General features: G+C 47.4%; 17 protein-coding genes and 5 pseudogenes. 5 read left to right on the top strand and 17 right to left on the bottom strand.

Annotation, left to right across the window (positions count from 1 at the left end; all coding sequences use genetic code 11):
* Positions 1-88: 88 nt before the first annotated feature.
* The 6 genes and pseudogenes from JY391_RS23315 to merR all read right to left on the bottom strand — a co-directional run bounded on the left by JY391_RS23315 (position 89) and on the right by merR (position 3,462).
* On the bottom strand, positions 89-814 hold the full coding sequence (locus tag JY391_RS23315) for a hypothetical protein (RefSeq protein ID WP_000988731.1): 726 nt from the start codon (positions 812-814) through the stop codon (positions 89-91).
* 113 nt (positions 815-927) lie between these two features.
* Positions 928-1,302: a hypothetical protein gene (locus JY391_RS23310; protein WP_000868820.1), complete on the bottom strand. Its 375-nt coding sequence runs from the start codon at positions 1,300-1,302 to the stop codon at positions 928-930.
* 120 nt (positions 1,303-1,422) lie between these two features.
* Positions 1,423-1,539: a hypothetical protein gene (locus tag JY391_RS23305; RefSeq protein WP_000338626.1), complete on the bottom strand. Its 117-nt coding sequence runs from the start codon at positions 1,537-1,539 to the stop codon at positions 1,423-1,425.
* 9 nt (positions 1,540-1,548) lie between these two features.
* Positions 1,549-1,668: pseudogene (locus JY391_RS23300) on the bottom strand (hypothetical protein); the annotation flags it as partial.
* Positions 1,669-1,944: 276 nt separating this feature from the next.
* Entirely contained in the window at positions 1,945-2,949 is a 1,005-nt protein-coding gene (locus JY391_RS23295; protein WP_000427623.1) for an IS110-like element IS4321 family transposase, read from the bottom strand.
* Positions 2,950-3,027: 78 nt separating this feature from the next.
* Positions 3,028-3,462: a mercury resistance transcriptional regulator MerR gene (gene merR, locus JY391_RS23290; protein ID WP_000429836.1), complete on the bottom strand. Its 435-nt coding sequence runs from the start codon at positions 3,460-3,462 to the stop codon at positions 3,028-3,030.
* A 71-nt stretch (positions 3,463-3,533) separates the two neighbouring features.
* Between merR and JY391_RS23285 the strand changes: the two are divergent.
* A pseudogene (locus JY391_RS23285) lies at positions 3,534-3,623 on the top strand (mercuric transporter MerT family protein); the annotation flags it as partial.
* 66 nt (positions 3,624-3,689) lie between these two features.
* Here the strand turns inward: JY391_RS23285 and JY391_RS23280 are convergent.
* A pseudogene (locus JY391_RS23280) lies at positions 3,690-6,278 on the bottom strand (Tn3-like element Tn3 family transposase); the annotation flags it as partial.
* A gap of 52 nt (positions 6,279-6,330) precedes the next feature.
* Positions 6,331-7,035 carry an IS6-like element IS26 family transposase gene (locus tag JY391_RS23275; protein ID WP_001067858.1) on the bottom strand — a complete coding sequence of 235 codons (705 nt, stop codon included), beginning with the start codon at positions 7,033-7,035 and terminating at the stop codon, positions 6,331-6,333.
* A gap of 47 nt (positions 7,036-7,082) precedes the next feature.
* Here JY391_RS23275 and repM point away from each other — a divergent pair.
* Positions 7,083-7,853 (top strand): annotated as a pseudogene (gene repM, locus JY391_RS23270) (replication initiation protein RepM); the annotation flags it as partial.
* Positions 7,854-7,919: 66 nt separating this feature from the next.
* Positions 7,920-8,462: a plasmid replication DNA-binding protein gene (locus JY391_RS23265; RefSeq protein WP_004896925.1), complete on the top strand. Its 543-nt coding sequence runs from the start codon at positions 7,920-7,922 to the stop codon at positions 8,460-8,462.
* A 358-nt stretch (positions 8,463-8,820) separates the two neighbouring features.
* On the opposite strand, the gene JY391_RS23260 is transcribed toward JY391_RS23265, so the two are convergent.
* The 3 genes from JY391_RS23260 to JY391_RS23250 all read right to left on the bottom strand — a co-directional run bounded on the left by JY391_RS23260 (position 8,821) and on the right by JY391_RS23250 (position 12,819).
* Positions 8,821-9,705, bottom strand: coding sequence for an Mph(E) family macrolide 2'-phosphotransferase (locus tag JY391_RS23260; RefSeq protein WP_000155092.1), 885 nt, complete (start codon positions 9,703-9,705; stop codon positions 8,821-8,823).
* A gap of 55 nt (positions 9,706-9,760) precedes the next feature.
* Positions 9,761-11,236, bottom strand: a complete 1,476-nt coding sequence (gene msr(E), locus JY391_RS23255; RefSeq protein ID WP_000052512.1) for an ABC-F type ribosomal protection protein Msr(E) — start codon at positions 11,234-11,236, stop codon at positions 9,761-9,763.
* Positions 11,237-11,634: 398 nt separating this feature from the next.
* The gene (locus JY391_RS23250; RefSeq protein WP_002001451.1) at positions 11,635-12,819 is read right to left on the bottom strand and encodes an IS4-like element ISEc29 family transposase; all 1,185 of its coding nucleotides are present in this window, start codon (positions 12,817-12,819) and stop codon (positions 11,635-11,637) included.
* A 48-nt stretch (positions 12,820-12,867) separates the two neighbouring features.
* Here JY391_RS23250 and JY391_RS23245 point away from each other — a divergent pair, with 48 nt between their 5' ends.
* Positions 12,868-13,053 carry a hypothetical protein gene (locus tag JY391_RS23245; protein WP_002026779.1) on the top strand — a complete coding sequence of 62 codons (186 nt, stop codon included), beginning with the start codon at positions 12,868-12,870 and terminating at the stop codon, positions 13,051-13,053.
* 285 nt (positions 13,054-13,338) lie between these two features.
* The gene (locus JY391_RS24015; RefSeq protein WP_071547994.1) at positions 13,339-13,554 is read left to right on the top strand and encodes an aminomethyltransferase beta-barrel domain-containing protein; all 216 of its coding nucleotides are present in this window, start codon (positions 13,339-13,341) and stop codon (positions 13,552-13,554) included.
* On the opposite strand, the gene armA is transcribed toward JY391_RS24015, so the two are convergent.
* From armA to JY391_RS23210, 6 genes and pseudogenes are all read right to left on the bottom strand, one after another.
* Entirely contained in the window at positions 13,535-14,308 is a 774-nt protein-coding gene (armA, locus tag JY391_RS23235; RefSeq protein WP_000359986.1) for a 16S rRNA (guanine(1405)-N(7))-methyltransferase ArmA, read from the bottom strand. The two genes, JY391_RS24015 and armA, sit on opposite strands and share 20 nt — an antisense overlap.
* A 325-nt stretch (positions 14,309-14,633) precedes the next feature.
* Positions 14,634-15,473: pseudogene (locus JY391_RS23230) on the bottom strand (IS5 family transposase); the annotation flags it as partial.
* A 233-nt stretch (positions 15,474-15,706) separates the two neighbouring features.
* Positions 15,707-17,248, bottom strand: a complete 1,542-nt coding sequence (locus JY391_RS23225) for an IS91-like element ISCR1 family transposase (protein ID WP_000050481.1) — start codon at positions 17,246-17,248, stop codon at positions 15,707-15,709.
* Positions 17,249-17,652: 404 nt separating this feature from the next.
* Positions 17,653-18,492, bottom strand: a complete 840-nt coding sequence (gene sul1 / locus JY391_RS23220; protein ID WP_000259031.1) for a sulfonamide-resistant dihydropteroate synthase Sul1 — start codon at positions 18,490-18,492, stop codon at positions 17,653-17,655.
* Entirely contained in the window at positions 18,486-18,788 is a 303-nt protein-coding gene (locus JY391_RS23870; RefSeq protein ID WP_060560601.1) for a DUF8817 family protein, read from the bottom strand. The genes sul1 and JY391_RS23870 overlap by 7 nt, the downstream gene beginning before the upstream one ends.
* Before the next feature lie 3 nt (positions 18,789-18,791).
* Positions 18,792-19,604 carry a subclass B1 metallo-beta-lactamase NDM-1 gene (locus tag JY391_RS23210; RefSeq protein WP_004201164.1) on the bottom strand — a complete coding sequence of 271 codons (813 nt, stop codon included), beginning with the start codon at positions 19,602-19,604 and terminating at the stop codon, positions 18,792-18,794.
* Between the last annotated feature and the right edge of the window lie 309 nt (positions 19,605-19,913).

The following is a 19,913-nucleotide window of genomic DNA, read 5'->3' as shown; positions in this document are numbered from 1 at the left end:
GTCGTTATCAACGACTGCGTTATTGCCCTTTTAGGGTATGAATACGTGATTTGGAGAGGTTGTGTATTCAGAACAAATGAGAAGCAGGTTACTCATTTCGCTCAAACACTGTGACAAGAACACGTTTTTGGTTGTCGTCGTTGATCACCATCAGGTACTTGAACTTGGAATCTCTATGGCCCCAGACTTCCACGTTATCTACGCGGCCATACTTTCTGGCTTTATGGCGAGCCACTTTCTCGTCAAAGGGCTGAACCTGTAACTCTGGATGCTGGAGGCGGCCAACAAGTGAGGCCCACGGTTTTTTAGGGTCTCCAGAGGTTATCCGGGCCTGATACTGATCGATGGCATGTTGAGTAACCAGGACGGGGCCAATGGCAGGTGTAGATATTTCGTCATGGGTCTGGGTATAGGCTTGCTTGTCCACATCGAGGAGCTCAATGTTGCCCTCTCCCGGCTCATCCATAAACTCCATGCTCTGCGAGACTTCAATAGTAGCGCCCTTTAAACGCCCAGTGAGGCAAGCCGCAAACTTGAAAGCAAAAGCCTTGGTGGATTTGCCCAGCGCCAGCTTCTTGATTGCACCTTTGGATACCACCAGCTTGTAACCAGCACCAGCACCTGGCTCTCTGCAAAAAACCTGTTTGTCCAGCGCCAGATAGCGAATGGCTACGAGCTCAGCCAAAAGATCCGCTTCTTCGTGGTCAAAATCAATATGGACATCAAGGATGCCTTTCCGTTTTGTACCAACGCGCCAGAATACAAGGGCTGAATTATTTGAAGTTTTCTTCGAGACGGTAGTCAATGTCATCATGGTCTATTTCTCCATTGTCGGGATAATGGTCGGCATCGCCGCCAGCCCCCCTATTCGTTTGGGTTCATTTAGATGCTATCACGGGTTTTAAAAATGCAACCCCTAGTGTCACTCTATTTATGGTCCCATGTATTTTTATAAGCTCGGGCTAGGCGTTTCTCGATCACTTCTGACAAACTGCAACCATCGACTTCTGACAACCGCTTCAAAATCCTGTGGGCTTTATCGCTTATAGTTATGCTTTTACCAACACCATATCCCCTTCTGCGACGTTGCCTAATTGATGTCCCGAGTTTATTGATTTGCTCTGCTGTCAGGTATTTATTAATCCATTCAGTGAGTTCTGATGGTGATCGCCCTATGCTGTTCAGGCTGTCCACGGCTTCAAGTTTCTTATCGAATGGGACGTCACGCCAGAAAGCTGGGCGCGAAGCAGCTCTGAGGAGATAGATCGCCGTAGCCTGAGCATCTTCATTGGATACTTTCAAAAAATCACCTTTTCCGTTACATGTCACACTTACCTTATCGTGACATGTAACACCTCAAACTGCAAGTATAAAAAAAGGCCAGCTATTGCTGGCCTTTACGTTCATTGTCGCAGTTACTCTTTAGGCGTTGTGATGCTTTTTTTCCTTCTGTTTCTCATGGTAGAGATACAGACTGCCGCCAGTGACGACAGTGAAAAAAATGAGCAACCCCAACATGCCTAATGTGAAAGCGTCCATTTGACCCCCTTAGGAATTGCTGACCTTGGTTAAGATTATACCATAGATCCACAGGATAACCCCAATGACCAACACCAAACCGGCTTCTTTGACGGTTATAGTGTCCCCAGATACAGCCAATCCTACAAGGGGTCGTCTCAGAAAACGGAATCTATGGTCACTCCCGTTTTTGCAACACCGATTTTGACGACAAGTTGGCTTGCTTGAATCTATCCGGCGTCTGAATGGGATTTTATTCCCGCGCCTTGATGAGTTCCGCGCCTGATGAACCTCCAGAAAATATACGGCTTCAATGAGCCTTTCCGTTTTACAGGTTCCTCAACAGGCCGGTGGGCCGTTAGTATCATCAATATCAGTATTCGCAAAACCAGATCAGTAATTCTTTAAACCGGTGTATTTCTGCCGTTATGCTACATAAGTTTGCTGTCGTGCCGTTAGGGCCCAGGCTATTCTGGCCAGCTTGTTTGCCAGAGCACAAGTGACGACAAAGTTGCTTTTCCGGCACAGTAAATCCCTGACCCAATCGGCCAATTTGCCAGACTGGTGTTCCAGTTTTTGTATGAATACCCTGGCACACTGAACCAACAAAGTTCGGATCTTTTTATTACCTCGCTTACTAATTCCCAGCAATGTCGTCCTACCTCCCGTGCTGTACTGCCGAGGTACAAGCCCTGTTGCCGCCGCAAAGTCACGGCTGCTGGCGTACTGCTTCCCGTCGCCAATCTCAGTTGAAATAGTACTCGCTGTCAGTGTTCCGACGCAGGGAATGCTCAGCAAGCGCTGTCCAACCTCATCTTCGTCCAACTTTCGTTTCAACTGGGATTCCAGATCTTTAATCTGCTCAACAAGATAGTGATAATGCTGTTGTAATTTCAGCAATAACTGGCTGAGGTAAAGAGGCAAACTATTATCCTCAAGAATGGTACTCAGTCGGCTAATAACGGCAGCTCCTCGGGGAACGCTAATGCCAAATTCCAGCAGAAAAGCATGCATTTGATTGGTTGTTTTCACCTTATCCTGAACCAGGGATTCACGGACACGATGCAGAGCCCGCATTGCCTGCTGAGATTCCGTTCTGGGCTGCACAAAACGCATAGACGGACGCGATGCAGCTTCACAAATAGCTTCGGCGTCGACAAAGTCGTTTTTATTGCTTTTAACGAACGGGCGGACAAATTGTGGTGATATCAGCTTTGGGGAATGCCCCAACTCTTCCAACTTGCGTGCCATAAAGTGAGAACCGCCACAGGCTTCCATTGCGATGGTTGTAGCGGGGCATGTCGCCAAAAATTCGATCAACTTTGGCCGGGTAAATTTTTTACGGTAAACAGCCTTCCCGCGACGATCCTGGCAATGAATATGGAAAGAGTTTTTACCCAGATCGATACCAATGAGCGCAATGTTTTCCATGATAGTTCTCCGAATGAAAGCCTGTCCTCAGCATAGTACCGGGAAGGAGGGAGTGACCATCTCATTAAATAAAGCACGCTAAGGCATAGCTGACCTTGCCAGGCCTGCTTCGCCCTGTAGTGACGCGATCAACGGGCAGGAAACATTCCCCTTTCGTGCATGGCAGGCGCACACGAGTTCAGACAGCACGGTTTCCATGCGCGCCAAGTCGGCCATCTTCTCGCGCACGTCCTTGAGCTTGTGTTCGGCCAGGCTGCTGGCCTCCTCGCAGTGGGTGCCATCGTCGAGCCGCAACAGCTCGGCAATCTCGTCCAGACTGAACCCCAGCCGCTGTGCCGATTTCACGAATTTCACCCGAACCACGTCCGCCTCCCCATAGCGGCGGATGCTGCCGTAAGGCTTGTCCGGTTCCCGCAACAGGCCCTTGCGCTGATAGAAGCGGATTGTCTCCACGTTGACCCCGGCCGCCTTGGCAAAAACGCCAATGGTCAGGTTTTCCAAATTATTTTCCATATCGCTTGACTCCGTACATGAGTACGGAAGTAAGGTTACGCTATCCAATCCAAATTCAAAAGGGCCAACGTATGTCTGAACCACAAAACGGGCGCGGTGCGCTCTTCGCCGGCGGGCTGGCCGCCATTCTTGCATCGACCTGCTGCCTGGGGCCGCTAGTAGGGGTCTGACGCTCAGTGGAACGAAAACTCACGTTAAGCAACGTTTTCTGCCTCTGACGCCTCTTTTAATGGTCTCAGATGTCCTTTGGTCACCAGTTCTGCCAGCGTGAAGGAATAATGGCCGAGCATATTGATATGTCCGTGGCAAAGCGGGGAGAGGCGTGCGATATCTTCATCATTCAGTGTTTCACCCTGCGCCCGGAGATGATCCAGGGCTGCCTGCATATAAATAGTGTTCCATAACACGACGGCGTTAGTGACCAGCCCCAGTGTGCCCAGTTGATCTTCCTGACCGTCGGTATATCGTTTTCTTATCTCACCTTTTTGACCGTGACAGATGGCTCTGGCAACGGCATGGCGACTTTCTCCCCGATTAAGCTGGGTCAGAATGCGCCGGCGGTAATCTTCATCATCAATATAATTAAGCAGATACAGCGTTTTGTTGATGCGCCCCACTTCAATGATTGCCTGAGTCAGTCCGGAAGGACGTTCACTTTTCAGCAATGAACGGACCAGCACTGAAACCTGTACTTTGCCCAGCTTCAGGGAGCCAGCGGTCCGGATCATTTCGTCCCACTGAAGGACTATTTTTCGGGGATCTGATTGCCCTCTGGCAATATCATTCAGCACGCCATAGTCGGCATCATGGTCCATTCGCCAGAAAACCGAAGCACCGGCATCAGCCAGGCGTGGAGAAAACTGGTATCCCAGCAGCCAGAAAAGGCCAAAGACAAGTTCGCTGGCACCTGCTGTATCGGTCATAATTTCGGTTGGATTCAGCCCGGTCTCCTGTTCCAGAAGACCTTCCAGCACAAAGATAGAGTCCCTCAGCGTCCCCGGTATAACGATGCCATGAAAGCCGGAATACTGATCGGACACAAAGTTGTACCAGGTGATCCCTCTGTTATTACCAAAGTATTTGCGGTTCGGTCCGGCATTGATTGTTCTGACTGGCGTAACAAAGCGCATTCCATCTGCAGATGCCACTTCTCCTCCACCCCATATCTGTGCCAGTGGCAGCGTTGCCTGAAAATCAACCAGTCTGGCATTAGCGCTGGTGATAGTTTCAGCCCGCAGATAGTTCGCTTTTGTCCAGTTCAGCCGGTGTCGGGTCAGTGCAGGAACATTTGATCTGATCAGTGGTTCCAGACCGATATTGCAGGCTTCAGCCATCAGCACGGCGCTGATGCTGACGGGCAGATCATCAACTCTGGCACTGGCTTCACTAGCATGGAAAAACTCATCAGCAAATCCGGTATGGGCGTTAATTTCGAGCAGCAACTCCGTTAAATCCACCGGAGGGAGTAGATCACTGATCATTTTGCTCAGTCGTTTCAGACTGTCCGGCTCATCAAGACTGGCGAGGGGAGAAATTGTCAACCGGGGCTTCGGGCCAGAAACATCGAGTTCGACAGCCTCATTTTCGCAAAGACGTGCAGCAACCTGTCTGTAACGACTATCAAGCTGATGACCCAGAGATTTTATTGCTTCCTGCGGGTCTGTCGGGTGCCCCAAAGAACGATAAACCTTAATCCGGTTTGCCTGCCAGTCAGCACCCTGTAGTAATCTTGCACGAGGATCTCCCCACCGGTTACTGCCGGTAACGTAGACATCCCTCCGCCTCAGACTATCCTGCAGTTTACTGAGAAAGCAGAGCGTGTATCCCCTGCGGGTGATATGTTTTTCCTTGTTAATCACCAGCCGTTTCCATGACCGACTGATAATTTCCGTTGGTGCGTCGTCAAAAAACTGCCGCCGTGAGCTGAACTCCCGGCTGAGGTAGTCACAGGCATTCAGAGTGGTAACCCCGGCAGGTGCGGATGAAAATTTAACGGTATTCAGCAGATGGGGCAGGAAACGACGAACGCGCCCGTACTGCTCCACCATTTCTTCATGAAAATTATCGTCTGAGGGCCGGGCAATTTCACGGACAAGCGTGATGATTTCAGCCAGCTTTTGCCTTGGGATGTAGCTGAACACCTCAGCACGAATCGATTCGTCCGGTGTTTCTTCTTTCAGCAGGTACGAACATGCGCTGGCGAGCGCCAATGCAGATTTATCCAGATCCTTCAGCGAGCGGAGCCGTTTTTTCTGCCCAATCTTTCTGGCGTCACGGATGATAACGGCCAGCATGGCGTCCAGAACGTCCAATGCATCATCCAGCGCCAGCGTTTCCCATGCAAGGACAAAGGCAACCAGAACCGCCATCCTTTTCTGCGGTGACATCCTGGCAATATTGAACACCGAAGTCATACCAGCATAACGTGCGAGATTTTTCAGGCGCACAGCCGGGAGTGTACTCAGGTTTTCAGCATGCAGGCCAAAATCGTTCAGAGTTTTCCAGCGTTCAATTGCTTCATTAAACGCCGGACCACTGATGGTCACAGGGCCCTTTTTCAGTGATTCCAGTAAAGACAGGCGGCTGCAATCAGTTGGCCCCAGCAGCATCTCCAGCTGTGAACGCTGTTCGGCTGACGGTATCAGTGCCAGTTTGTTCCACAGGCGCAACGTCGCCTTTTCCCTTACCTCTGAAATCAACCGGGTCAGCGTAGTGGCTCCGGGGAGAATAATACGATGTTGCATAAGCCACCCTGTCGCCAGATCGAAAAGCAGGCCAGGACGTTCGTTGCTTATCCAGCTCCGGGTATATAAAAGGGCACTGTTGCAAAGTTAGCGATGAGGCAGCCTTTTGTCTTATTCAAAGGCCTTACATTTCAAAAACTCTGCTTACCAGGCGCATTTCGCCCAGGGGATCACCATAATAAAATGCTGAGGCCTGGCCTTTGCGTAGTGCACGCATCACCTCAATACCTTTGATGGTGGCGTAAGCCGTCTTCATGGATTTAAATCCCAGCGTGGCGTTGATTATCCGTTTCAGTTTGCCATGATCGCATTCAATCACGTTGTTCCGGTACTTAATCTGTCGGTGTTCAACGTCAGACGGGCACCGGCCTTCGCGTTTGAGCAGAGCAAGCGCGCGACCATAGGCGGGCGCTTTATCCGTGTTGATGAATCGCGGGATCTGCCACTTCTTCACGTTGTTGAGGATTTTACCCAGAAACCGGTATGCAGCTTTGCTGTTACGACGGGAGGAGAGATAAAAATCGACAGTGCGGCCCCGGCTGTCGACGGCCCGGTACAGATACGCCCAGCGGCCATTGACCTTCACGTAGGTTTCATCCATGTGCCACGGGCAAAGATCGGAAGGGTTACGCCAGTACCAGCGCAGCCGTTTTTCCATTTCAGGCGCATAACGCTGAACCCAGCGGTAAATCGTGGAGTGATCGACATTCACTCCGCGTTCAGCCAGCATCTCCTGCAGCTCACGGTAACTGATGCCGTATTTGCAGTACCAGCGTACGGCCCACAGAATGATGTCACGCTGAAAATGCCGGCCTTTGAATGGGTTCATGTGCAGCTCCATCAGCAAAAGGGGATGATAAGTTTATCACCACCGACTATTTGCAACAGTGCCGTGTACATCGAAATACGGCTTATCAGGCGTTAAAAGATGCTTGCGATGACTTGTTTGCAAGACAATTCAGTTATCAGAGTCTTAGTGAAAAAGGTAACACTATTAATCACAAATCAAGATGGGTGAGCGAGGTGGCTTATATTGATAATGAAGCTGTCGTTAGACTTATTTTTGCCCCTGCTATTGTGCCTTTAATTACTAGGTTAGAAGAACAATTTACAAAGTATGAAATACAACAAATAAGTAATTTAACAAGTGCTTATGCTGTTCGTTTATATGAAATATTGATTGCATGGCGTAGTACTGGAAAAACGCCTCTCATAACTATGTATGATTTTAGACAAAAAATAGGTGTACTCGAGACTGAATACAAACGAATGTATGATTTTAAAAAATATGTTTTAGACATTGCATTAAAACAAGTAAATGAACATACCGATATTATTGTCAAAGTTGAACAGCATAAAACAGGTAGATCTATTACTGGTTTTTCATTTAGCTTTAAACAGAAAAAATCAGCCACGCATTCAGTCGAATCTAAAAGAGATCCGAATACATTAGACCTCTTTTCAAAAATAACAGATAAACAACGCCATCTATTCGCCAACAAGCTCTCAGAGCTTCCTGAGATGAGTAAATATTCACAAGGCACAGAAAGCTATCAGCAGTTTGCTGTACGTATAGCTGCCATGCTGCAAGATGCAGAGAAATTTAAGGAATTACTTCCTTTACTCAGAAAATTAGGATTTCAATGACATTGTTAATTGAAATTGTTAAGTTAACAGTCAGGTATTAACACAAGTTGAAAACTGGTTTACATAATGAAAAAACTGTCAGTTTCAGAGTTAGCTAAGCTTTATGGATATTCAAGACAAGCCATATATGCACATATAAACAAAGGAAATTTATCTAAAGGATCTGATGGATTAATTGACTTTTCAGAGGCCCTAAGAGTTTTTGGGGAACCACAAAAAAAAGAGGATACAGTCAATCAAAGTCAATCAATTAACAGTCAAAACTTGACAGAAGTTGACTTACTAAAACGTCAAGTTGACATACTGGAAAAACAATTAAATCAGGCAATACAGAGAGAAAATCAATCTTTAGAACGTGAATCGTTTTATCAAGAACAGATTGAAGCTATGCAGCGCTTACTAGAAGCACCAAAAGCCAATATGACTACCTTTACCGATCAGAGCTTTAAACAGGATATAGCAACGGATCCTCGGTCGGAACTAGCAACGAACTATGACGAATTGACTACTCCTCAGCAAGACAATAAGCGTATTCCTATCCCGGAGCATGTTGAACCAGAACAGAAGAAGAGAGGCTTCCTAAGCCGCTTTTTCCTTCCATATGGTTAGCCAAGACTCCAGTTTTTTGAAGAGCCAATTTCAGTGCAAGCACTTGAAATAATGACTCCTCAAAAAACCGGATGATGTTTATTAAAACTGAATAAAACCGTGGAACATCGCTCAATTAGTGATCGTGGAACATGAATAATCAATAAAAAGCCGTTCTGGTGCCCTATACTCCAGAACGGCTTACGTTAATATAATGATATTTAAAGAGAAATATCAAGCATTTCGTATAAGAAATTTTATGTTAAATGATTGTTAGAAATGCCCCTTGATCGAGGCATTTTCTATAAAGAATACTAAAAACTAATTAAAGCCAACCAAGTTTCAAAACAAGGCAGTTCTCAGCAATCATATTTTTAAATTATATAACTCCCAACTGAGCTTTTGCTCCAACGATAAGGCTTTCATTTTGAGTTTCTAAGGCAAATAAACCATACATCAAAGGAGAGGCCGCTGCTCTTTCTAAAGTCTGTTCATATAGTTTATTCCAAACTTTACCCCCTAGTTTTTCATACTCGATGATTAGAGTTTTGAGGCTTTCTTCTCCAAACAAAGTTACATGCCCAGCAAAATCAATCGCTGGGTCATCTATATGGGCTGTTGACCAATCAATAACGCCTGAAACAGCTCCATCCTTTGAAGCTAGTACATGCCCAGCATATAAATCGCCATGTATAAATTGGGTGAAATCTGCCCATAGAACATCATTATCCAACCATTTTCTGTAGCGGGTTTCCAATTGCTCACTTATACCAATTTCAGATTTTACTAACTGCAAATTGTTTGCTATTTCAGGTCTTAAATCTGAAGGTTTCATAATTTTCAAATCATTTTCCCGAACTTCTTTTTCAGGAATACTATGGATTTCAAATAAGGTTTTTGCCAAAGATGTTATGTATTTCGGGCTATCTTTGTCCATATTCCAAATTATTTCATAGGTTTCAGCATCCAAATTTAAAACAGGATTATCTTTAAGTATGGGATAAGCCACTAATTCTGTAGATGAAATTCTCCAATCAGGAACCTCTACAGAAAGATGTTTTTTTACCAATTCTAAAATGCGTTTTTCTTTCTTGATTTGTTCCCTCATGCCATCACGACGAGGAATACGCAGCAACCATTGTTGCCCCTTTGTATCAAGAGCAAAAACGACCTTAAAATCAATGCCCATTTCATTGAAATTCATTTTGTCCGTAAGCAACAAGCCGTGTGCTTCAGCAAGTGATTGAATATCTTGAATTGTCATTTTTAATTTCCTTTAAAGAGTTCAATAATTAATGTTCGGATTAGATTGGCTATCATTAACAATCTCTCTCAAAAGTCTTGATGATTTTGTGGTCTTTGATCTCGTAGATAATGTCAGCAATATTATCGACCAATTGCTTGTCATGAGATACGAAGATAATAGTTCCTGCATAGGACTTCATCATTGTTTCTAATGCGGCAATACTTTTTAGGTCAAGATAGTTTCCTGGTTCATCCATAAGCAAAATATTATATTTTCCTAAAAGCATTTTGGATAAAAGCAGTTTGATGATTTCACCTCCCGATAAGTCGGATAAGTTTTTTTGAATATCATTCGCTCCGATCCCCATTGAAGCCAATACTGCACGAATTTCCGCAACTGTGTACTCGCACTCTTCCTGCATAAAGGAGAGCACAGATTTATGCGTGTTAAATTTATATCCTGTTTGTGTAAAGTAGCCAATTTCAGCTTTTGGAGATATGGTTAATCCATCAGCACGTTCTGATATCATTTTTAACAAGGACGTTTTCCCTGTTCCATTCGATCCAGTTATAGCGACTTTAGCGCCAAGCGGTATTATAAAGTTAGCGTCATCAAAGATAGTACGGCTACCAAATTTTAAGCTCAGACCATCTGCCGTAATCGGGAACTTATTGTGCAGTTCTAGGGCTGAACTTTGACGAAAACGAATAGAACGCAAATGCTCTGGTGCTTGAATATCTTCTAATGCAGCCAAACGCTTTTCCATACTCTTAGCTGCCTGATACAGTTTTCTTTGCTTGGTGCCAGTCATTTTTGCATGCCCAAGTCGTCCAGCACTTTCGGTAGAGTTTTTGGATTTTTCTCCTTTTTTCTTATTGTCTAATCGATTAGCTTGCTGGCGTTTTTCTTGCACAGCAGATTCTAATCGCTCCCGTTCCTTCATCATCAGCTCATATTCTACGGCTTGGTGTTGTCGCTCTTCTTCTTTTTGACGCAAGTAATCCGAGTAACCACCCCAATATTCCGTAATTTTACCGTCTTTTAACTCCCATATCTTGTCTACAACCATATCAAGAAAATATCGGTCATGACTGATAACAAGTAATGCTCCATCAAATGCTTTAAGTTGACCAATAAGTAGATCTATTCCATTGAGATCAAGGTGGCTGGTTGGTTCATCCGCTAGAATGCCATGTACTTGTTGGGAAAATGCGGCAGCAATTTTTGCACGAGTTTCCTCTCCGCCACTCATTGTGTCGTTTTGTACATTGGAAACACCAAGGCGAGATAACATTGCCCGGTCTTCGACCGTTTCTATTTCGATTCCGCCCAGTTGGCTGATATGTGCAAAATCACCAAAACGCTGTAATGTCGCTTCGGCTAAAACAATTTCGCCATTAAGTACTTTGAGTAAACTACTCTTTCCTGCTCCGTTATCACCCACAAGACCAATACGGTCATAAGAGTGAATTTCCAATTCATCAATATCCAAAACATCACGCCCAGCATAATCCAAGCGTATGTTTCTCGCTTTAATAATTAAACTCATTTTTATTTACTCCTGTTTAGCTCTTGAAATTTTTTATGCAGCAAACAGGATTTAGGTGAAAACAAAAGCTAGCATCACAGTGTCCTCCCAAAAAAAAAGCTATTCATCCACAGGGTGGACAAATAGCTAGTCAATTAAGTTATAACTGGAAACTATGCACTAAAAGCATACTTATAAATTAAGCATACTTTTACTTTATATATCCGCATATATTCTTAAAGACACAACAAAAGCCCACCATTATAAAATAGTGTCACTATGCAAATAGTTGTGTCTTAACGAATGCGGATAGAATGCATAAACTTACCTAAAAAATAAAATTCAGTTTTATGATAACTTTACTGTTAAAAGAAGTCTAGACAACCTGAGGGATCCCCACAAAATTTCCATTCATACAATCAGCTATCAGCCTGTTTGATTACTGCCCAGTCCCACTGAACCACCCACTGTAGTATTTGTTTAAGTCCCTGCTGATAATATTGCCTGCGTATTCGCTGTTTGGGTTCTTTGCAAAGTAATATCCCAAGGAAATTCAGGGCCAATACCCGCCTATTTTTAACGGTGTTAGCTTGATAACGCAGGTGCAAACCCGCTTTCTCCGCTGCGCTACCTAGCAGGTAATGAAACCAATTAACCAATGCGGCCAGTAGTAGCAGTATCTCTAAGCGAGATTTCTTCTTGGTACCATGCAAATCGCTACCCAGGCCATAGCGGTGACTTTTCTGATCACGGAAGCTTTCTTCAATTTGCATTCGGCTACTGTAGCACTTAGCAATTTTATCCGCATACCCATGGCAGTCAGCTAAGGATGACACCAACAACCATGGTTCCTTATACGTCTTATTTTTATCGCGTTTCAATAGCTTATAACCTTTGCCAACCAGGACGGCCTGCGTTTCATAGTGTTGTGTTTGGGCAAGCATGATTTTTCCTACACTTTTTGGATCCTTCTTCGCTTGCCGATAAAGCTGATTAACACTGATAAACTTGTCCTGCTCTGCCAATTTAAGCTTCACATTGCCTCGAACTCTAGCTACATAATGCCATCCCAGCTTACGCACTTGTTTCAGCCATGGAACTTTAAACCCCGCGTCAGTGACAATTACGGGCTTACAGTCCTTGGGTAGCATGGCTTTAAGCTGCTTTAAAAACGCCCCGTGTAGGTGTGGGCAGGTATAATCTTCTGCGGCGGCAATCTTCTGTAGCAGAGTCAACGCTCTACCGTCAGCGGCAATGCTGGCACGCAGGATAAAGTGTCGCTTGGCAGTATCGGCATTGCTCCAGTCAACCAAAATCATCGGCTTAGTTTTATGGCCAACAATAGAAGCCGTCAGCGCAGCATAAATCAATGGCAGCTCTCGTTGCAGGTTAGGATTATTGAGTAGACGATCTGCCCGTTTGATACTGACCTTATCTGAAGAGCCAGGCATCGCCCGGCCAATCGCAGTAACGGTGCAACACGCATCCTTTGCCAGGGCGGTTACCGCATCTAGCAAAACCGAAAATCGGGCTTTATGCATTGATTTTGGCGTGACAAAGGTGAGGAAATCAGCGAGCATAGCTTTTACATTCATGGTGAGCATCCGCGGTGTGGGAGTTTTGGCGAATGATCAGATCAGGAACCGCCATGAATGTTCCCCAATCAACTAACATTTTATTTTAACTACAGAATTTCTGGGGATACCTCAGGTGGTTTGCAACTCTTTGGTTTAATTGGTTTGATTTATGGGCCAATTATTTTTGCGTTAACCATGGTGCTGTTACGGCTTTATACTATTGAGTTTAAAGATTTTCTGGAACGCCAAGACAATAGCTAACAATAAGATTGTTGTACTTTAGCGCTTCGCCCTGCCCATATCGGTATACAGTGCATTTACGGGAGAAAAAACGGCTCAAACAGGAAAAAATGAAATGACTGAGTCAGCCGAGAAGAATTTCCCCGCTTATTCGCACCTTCCCTAGATTGCTTTTGAGCCATGCATGCATTTGTTTTTAACCTTCTAAACTGTAGTTGAAACCTATCTTTTCCTCAAAATATCCTCTATGTTGTCCAAGGAAAAGATAATCCAAAACTTTGGAAAAACATAGTAAGTGTTTCAGAATTGCACTTGATAAACGAAACTTCATTACTTAATAATAACTATACAGCATCTATCCGTTATAGAAGTCAGGATACACCAGTAAAAGTAACCCAGAATGAAAATGGATATATATTTGAATTTTCTGCACCACAATGGGCTCCAGCCGTTGGACAGAGTTTAGTACTTTTCCAAGAAAATGAGTGCCTTGGAGGCGGAGTTATTTCTGAAATCCACTAGTAATATATACTAACTCATTCCCTATAACCTTCGAATCAAGGATTTTTATCCAACCTTTTGTAAAAGATTCAAACCATAGCTGGTAATTCTCTTCCATTCCCTTCTCCTTTCCAGATAAAGACTTTATTGGAAAAGATATTACAAAGTTTTGAGTATGAAAAAGCTGTAGGAAATCCAAGATATTTACATCTTGCTGTTTTAGCACAGGAAGCATCTTTAAAAGGAATACTACATCATAAGTACCTTTGTAGACATCACTCTCTTTATTCAAAAACCTATACTTTATCGTCGTCTTTAACTTCCCAATAATGCTACTCAAAAAAGCTATCTCAGCTCTATCAATATCGTATGCATGATATATTATTTTTTCATTTTCATTCCATTGGTATAAAGCTAATGGATTGAAGCCACAACCAAAATCTAAAATAGATGAGACATGTTTGATATTTCCAAATACATAAGTGTAAAAGTCATTTAATGTTGCGACTCTTTCATTCGTCGAAGAATGAATCTTTAGTAAATCTTCTATTGATAACTGCCCCTGATTGTACTTTTTTAATAATTTATCCCAATTAGGATAGGCAGAATAGTAAGACCCCCATATTTGATGCAATTTCTTTTTAGAATAATTCTCAACTTCCTTTAATTTATATTTCTTCTCAGAAATGGAAACAACCTTTTCAACAATATCTGAATCAAGGTTTTCGTACTTTTTTGATTCAAGTATCTTCTTAACAACATCATTCTTATCCATTTGAAAGAACCTACAAGTTAAGTATTTGATAGGAACTGTCATTTCGGGTTTTTTGCGGTTTCGGGTCAAAATTCGGTTTTTCCCCCGAACTACGACTGTTTTCGCACCCCGAACAACTAATCCAATCAGAATTTTCCGGCAACGCCGACTCTAAGAAGTGTAATTCCAGTCCATTTCTGCCGTCAACCCCTGATTCGCGTTAATGCGACAAAGCTCAAACACATAACTCCCCCACGAAGCCATATAAACTCCGATTTCGAGGTGTTATCGGCGTTGTTGACCAAATCCGTCGCTGGATGGCCGTTCCCCAACCCGTTGATACCACTCAATTCACTGGCTGGCGAACAGGCATACCAAGCCCTATCAGCTTGTTCATCACCTTCACGCCAGCCAGGATTTCGCCCACCTGGGCGTTGTAGTTCCGCAGGCTCAGCGTTGGCCCGATGAGTTGCTTGAACCGGTACATGGCGGTCTCGGCTATCGAGCGCTGGTGATAGCCGGAGTCTTTCTTCCATTGCTTCAGTTCACCGGCCTTGAGCGCCGTCACCGCCTCGTTGCGGGGATGGCCTTCCTCCCACGGTGCCGCATTTTTTCTCGGCGGTATGGTGGCTTTCGCCCCCTTTTTCTTCAGTAGCGCATGACAGGCCTTGGTGTCATACGCACCATCGGCGCTGACCTGTTTTATCTTGCGTCGTAAGGGGTTGAGCAACGTCGGTAACACCTCGTTATCCGCCACCGTCTCCAGGCTGACTTCGGCAGCGATGACCGCATGGGTTGTGGCATCCACCGCCAAGTGGAGCTTGCGCCACACTCGTCGCTTCTCCTTGCCGTGTTTGCGAATTTTCCATTCGCCTTCGCCATAGACCTTGAGGCCGGTGGCATCAATGACCAAGTGAGCCACCGGGCCTTGGCTGGGGAGGCGGTACTTGATGTCGACGGTCTTGGCGCGCTTGCTGATACAGCTATAGTCCGGCGACTGCAAAGGCACCGCCATCAGTTGGAACAACGAGTTAATGAAGCCTTCTAGCGCCCGCAGCGGCAACTTGAACAAGCCTTTTAGCATCAGGGCCGTCTCAATGGCGGTGTCACTGTAGTGGAAACCTCTCCCTCGGCGGCCATGGTGGACCAGGCAATGCCACTGCTTAATGGCTTGTTCGTCCATCCAGGGGTATAGGAAGTATAAACCACCTTTTTGCTCCTCATCCGAAGTATCTTACCTGAAATTCCCTCACTCGTTTACCGCTCAAGCCCCAATTTTAACTGCCGGTCCAGCCTAAACCGCTCTAATAAGGTTCGATTTGGCGGTAAAATCTCTAGCCTGATAGCTCGAGAGATACAAACTGCCCCACCGCCCCGTTTAAAAGTTGGCAGTGTTGAGCAGTGTTGGATTTGGGGTCGTCAGTCAAAGAGACGACTCTGTGATGGATCGAACAGGCTGGGAGTCAGTGGCGGCGCTCGTTCTGGTGGCAGCTCACGCTGCTTGGCGGCATTCGCCTTGGCTGTTTTCTGTTTCAGATGCTTGAGAATCTGCTCAATGACCTTCGGATCTTCGATGCTGGCAATCACTTTGACGTGACCGCCGCAGTGTTCGCAGACTTCAATATCAATATTGAAGACTCGCTTGAGGCGTTGCATCCAGGTCATGGCGCGGTGGCGCTCTGCAGGACTCTTGTCACGCCAGTTAGTATCGAGACCTTCCGATTTGTCGGGCTTCTTGCCCCGCTTGGCGGGTGTTACTTGAACTCGGTGTTTGCTGTTCGGTGCAAAGACGCCGTGGAAGCGTGTGAGGTTGACTCGCGGCTTAGGTACCAACGCAGCGAGTTTGGCGATGAAGTCCAGCGGCTCGAAGATCACATGGGTGGTGCCATTGCGGTACGGAGTTTTGAGCTCGTAACGCACCTGCCCATTGGCGGTTAATGCCAGACGTTTTTCTGAAACCGCTGGCCGACTAATGTAGCGACACAAGCGCTCAAGCTTATCCCGCTGATGCGCTTCGGCCATCACACCGGCGTGTAGCGAGAAACCAGCATGGTTGGCTACTCGACTGCTTGAGTCGGCTTTATCCTCACGCCCTGGCAAGGTTTGCAGGGTGAAGACTTTGCGCCCTTGCTGGGGGCCGACGGCAATGCGATACGTAACCGAAGCACCATGTAATTGAGTCAGCGTATCGTCTTCGCCCTCTTCCAGTGTCAACCACGTATTCTCGGCATCACGCTCCAAAATCCCACGCTTTTCCATGCAGCGAGCGATGCGATGGCTGAGGGTGTGAGCGAGCGTATTCAGCTCATCGTAAGTGGGTGCCTTGACACGATGGAAGCGTTGCTTGCCATAGTCATCTTCGGCATAGACACCATCGAGAAACAGCATGTGGTAGTGGACATTGAGATTTAGCGCGGAGCCAAAGCGTTGGATAAGAGTCACTGAGCCAGTTTGTGCAGAGGCTTTGGTGTAACCGGCTTTTTTGATCAGATGAGTTGAGAGTGTACGATAGACGATACTCAAGACCTGGCCCATCAGCTGGGGATGGCGAGCCAGCAAAAAGCGTAGCTGGAAAGGAAAGCTGAGCACCCACTGGCGAATGGGCTCCTTGGGGAAGACTTCGTCTATCAGCAGCGCCGCACTCTCGGCCATCCGGCGGGCACCGCAGCTAGGGCAAAAGCCGCGTCGTTTACAGCTGAAGGCGACCAGACGCTCGTGATGACAATCCTCGCAGCGAACCCGCATGAAACCATACTCCAGACGGCCACATTGGAGGAGGTCGTTGAATTCTTGTTGGATGTAGCGAGGCAGGTGTTGACCTTGGGCTTCGAGTGAGGCTTTGAAGGCTGGGTAGTGCTGCTCAACCAGCTGGTAGAGCAGCGTCTGGTCGGGTTGGTGGCGTTCGTAACCGTTTGTTTGAGTGGGCGATTGACTCGCCGTGGCGTTCCTTGCCAGCGACATGGGTATCCTCCGCTGATACTGTGGTTATGTACAGTATCAGCGGCTTGCGTTCAGACGTCCAGTCTGGCCCTAGACATCGCTAAATGCTTAACCCGCAATAGCCCTCACGAGTTGTTATCAGCCACTACCGGTTGAGCGAGAAGGTTTTGGGTTCAGGGTGCTATTGCTCCACCAATCACAATACTGAAGCCCCAACTGTTATCAGTTGGGGCTTTTTCTTGTCTGTTTGCGGCGGTTGCGTTTTATCGGTAGTCGTCGAGCTCTGCACCATCCCACATAAGAGCTTAACGGTGCGATCTTCAACGCCATCACACAAAACTTTCTTTTTCACGCACAGTCAACTTATTGGATGTTTTATTAACAACCCAAAAGGAGATATTTAGCGGGCGGCCGGAAGGTGAATGCTAGGCATGATCTAACCCTCGGTCTCTGGCGTCGCGACTGCGAAATTTCGCGAGGGTTTCCGAGAAGGTGATTGCGCTTCGCAGATCTCCAGGCGCGTGGGTGCGGACGTAGTCAGCGCCATTGCCGATCGCGTGAAGTTCCGCCGCAAGGCTCGCTGGACCCAGATCCTTTACAGGAAGGCCAACGGTGGCGCCCAAGAAGGATTTCCGCGACACCGAGACCAATAGCGGAAGCCCCAACGCCGACTTCAGCTTTTGAAGGTTCGACAGCACGTGCAGCGATGTTTCCGGTGCGGGGCTCAAGAAAAATCCCATCCCCGGATCGAGGATGAGCCGGTCGGCAGCGACCCCGCTCCGTCGCAAGGCGGAAACCCGCGCCTCGAAGAACCGCACAATCTCGTCGAGCGCGTCTTCGGGTCGAAGGTGACCGGTGCGGGTGGCGATGCCATCCCGCTGCGCTGAGTGCATAACCACCAGCCTGCAGTCCGCCTCAGCAATATCGGGATAGAGCGCAGGGTCAGGAAATCCTTGGATATCGTTCAGGTAGCCCACGCCGCGCTTGAGCGCATAGCGCTGGGTTTCCGGTTGGAAGCTGTCGATTGAAACACGGTGCATCTGATCGGACAGGGCGTCTAAGAGCGGCGCAATACGTCTGATCTCATCGGCCGGCGATACAGGCCTCGCGTCCGGATGGCTGGCGGCCGGTCCGACATCCACGACGTCTGATCCGACTCGCAGCATTTCGATCGCCGCGGTGACAGCGCCGGCGGGGTCTAGCCGCCGGCTCTCATCGAAGAAGGAGTCCTCGGTGAGATTCAGAATGCCGAACACCGTCACCATGGCGTCGGCCTCCGCAGCGACTTCCACGATGGGGATCGGGCGAGCAAAAAGGCAGCAATTATGAGCCCCATACCTACAAAGCCCCACGCATCAAGCTTTTGCCCATGAAGCAACCAGGCAATGCTCGTAGCTGGGTCGAGGTCAGGATAGGGGAAGAATTCGAGCTGCAAACCGCCGCGCTGCAGGATCATCCAGCCGCGATCCTTCCAACTCGTCGCAAAGCCCAGCTTCGCATAAAACGCCTCTGTCACATCGAAATCGCGCGATGGCAGATTGGGGGTGACGTGGTCAGCCATGGCTCAGCGCAGCTTGTCGGCCATGCGGGCCGTATGAGTGATTGCGGCGCGGCTATCGGGGGCGGAATGGCTCATCACGATCATGCTGGCCTTGGGGAACGCCGCACCAAACGCGCGCGCTGACGCGGCGTAGTGCTCAGTGTCGGCATCACCGAGATTGCCGAGCGACTTGGCCTTGCTGTCCTTGATCAGGCAGCCACCAAAAGCGATGTCGGTGCCGTCGATCCCAACGGTGATATTGTCACTGGTGTGGCCGGGGCCGGGGTAAAATACCTTGAGCGGGCCAAAGTTGGGCGCGGTTGCTGGTTCGACCCAGCCATTGGCGGCGAAAGTCAGGCTGTGTTGCGCCGCAACCATCCCCTCTTGCGGGGCAAGCTGGTTCGACAACGCATTGGCATAAGTCGCAATCCCCGCCGCATGCAGCGCGTCCATACCGCCCATCTTGTCCTGATGCGCGTGAGTCACCACCGCCAGCGCGACCGGCAGGTTGATCTCCTGCTTGATCCAGTTGAGGATCTGGGCGGTCTGGTCATCGGTCCAGGCGGTATCGACCACCAGCACGCGGCCGCCATCCCTGACGATCAAACCGTTGGAAGCGACTGCCCCGAAACCCGGCATGTCGAGATAGGAAGTGTGCTGCCAGACATTCGGTGCGAGCTGGCGGAAAACCAGATCGCCAAACCGTTGGTCGCCAGTTTCCATTTGCTGGCCAATCGTCGGGCGGATTTCACCGGGCATGCACCCGCTCAGCATCAATGCAGCGGCTAATGCGGTGCTCAGCTTCGCGACCGGGTGCATAATATTGGGCAATTCCATCAAGTTTTCCTTTTATTCAGCATTAAAAACCCCGCAAATGCGAGGCCTAGTAAATAGATGATCTTAATTTGGTTCACTGTAGCAAAAATATGGGGGTATAGGAAGTATAAACCACCTTTTTGCTCCTCATCCGAAGTATCTTACCTGAAATTCCCTCACTCGTTTACCGCTCAAGCCCCAATTTTAACTGCCGGTCCAGCCTAAACCGCTCTAATAAGGTTCGATTTGGCGGTAAAATCTCTAGCCTGATAGCTCGAGAGATACAAACTGCCCCACCGCCCCGTTTAAAAGTTGGCAGTGTTGAGCAGT

This window comes from Citrobacter sedlakii, from assembly GCF_018128425.1.
GTDB classification, from domain to species: domain Bacteria; phylum Pseudomonadota; class Gammaproteobacteria; order Enterobacterales; family Enterobacteriaceae; genus Citrobacter_A; species Citrobacter_A sedlakii.
This window is presented reverse-complemented; position numbering and strand designations above follow the sequence as displayed.

What these genes read in the sequence shown, in the direction of transcription:
- JY391_RS23315 (WP_000988731.1), bottom strand. Translation starts at nt 814, where the DNA reads ATGATGACATTGACTACCGTCTCGAAGAAAACTTCAAATAATTCAGCC.
- JY391_RS23305 (WP_000338626.1), bottom strand. Translation starts at nt 1,539, where the DNA reads ATGGACGCTTTCACATTAGGCATGTTGGGGTTGCTCATTTTTTTCACT.
- JY391_RS23295 (WP_000427623.1), bottom strand. Translation starts at nt 2,949, where the DNA reads ATGGAAAACATTGCGCTCATTGGTATCGATCTGGGTAAAAACTCTTTC.
- merR (WP_000429836.1), bottom strand. Translation starts at nt 3,462, where the DNA reads ATGGAAAATAATTTGGAAAACCTGACCATTGGCGTTTTTGCCAAGGCG.
- JY391_RS23275 (WP_001067858.1), bottom strand. Translation starts at nt 7,035, where the DNA reads ATGAACCCATTCAAAGGCCGGCATTTTCAGCGTGACATCATTCTGTGG.
- JY391_RS23265 (WP_004896925.1), top strand. Translation starts at nt 7,920, where the DNA reads ATGAAAAAACTGTCAGTTTCAGAGTTAGCTAAGCTTTATGGATATTCA.
- JY391_RS23260 (WP_000155092.1), bottom strand. Translation starts at nt 9,705, where the DNA reads ATGACAATTCAAGATATTCAATCACTTGCTGAAGCACACGGCTTGTTG.
- JY391_RS23250 (WP_002001451.1), bottom strand. Translation starts at nt 12,819, where the DNA reads ATGCTCACCATGAATGTAAAAGCTATGCTCGCTGATTTCCTCACCTTT.
- JY391_RS23245 (WP_002026779.1), top strand. Translation starts at nt 12,868, where the DNA reads ATGTTCCCCAATCAACTAACATTTTATTTTAACTACAGAATTTCTGGG.
- armA (WP_000359986.1), bottom strand. Translation starts at nt 14,308, where the DNA reads ATGGATAAGAATGATGTTGTTAAGAAGATACTTGAATCAAAAAAGTAC.
- JY391_RS23225 (WP_000050481.1), bottom strand. Translation starts at nt 17,248, where the DNA reads ATGTCGCTGGCAAGGAACGCCACGGCGAGTCAATCGCCCACTCAAACA.
- sul1 (WP_000259031.1), bottom strand. Translation starts at nt 18,492, where the DNA reads ATGGTGACGGTGTTCGGCATTCTGAATCTCACCGAGGACTCCTTCTTC.
- JY391_RS23870 (WP_060560601.1), bottom strand. Translation starts at nt 18,788, where the DNA reads ATGGCTGACCACGTCACCCCCAATCTGCCATCGCGCGATTTCGATGTG.
- JY391_RS23210 (WP_004201164.1), bottom strand. Translation starts at nt 19,604, where the DNA reads ATGGAATTGCCCAATATTATGCACCCGGTCGCGAAGCTGAGCACCGCA.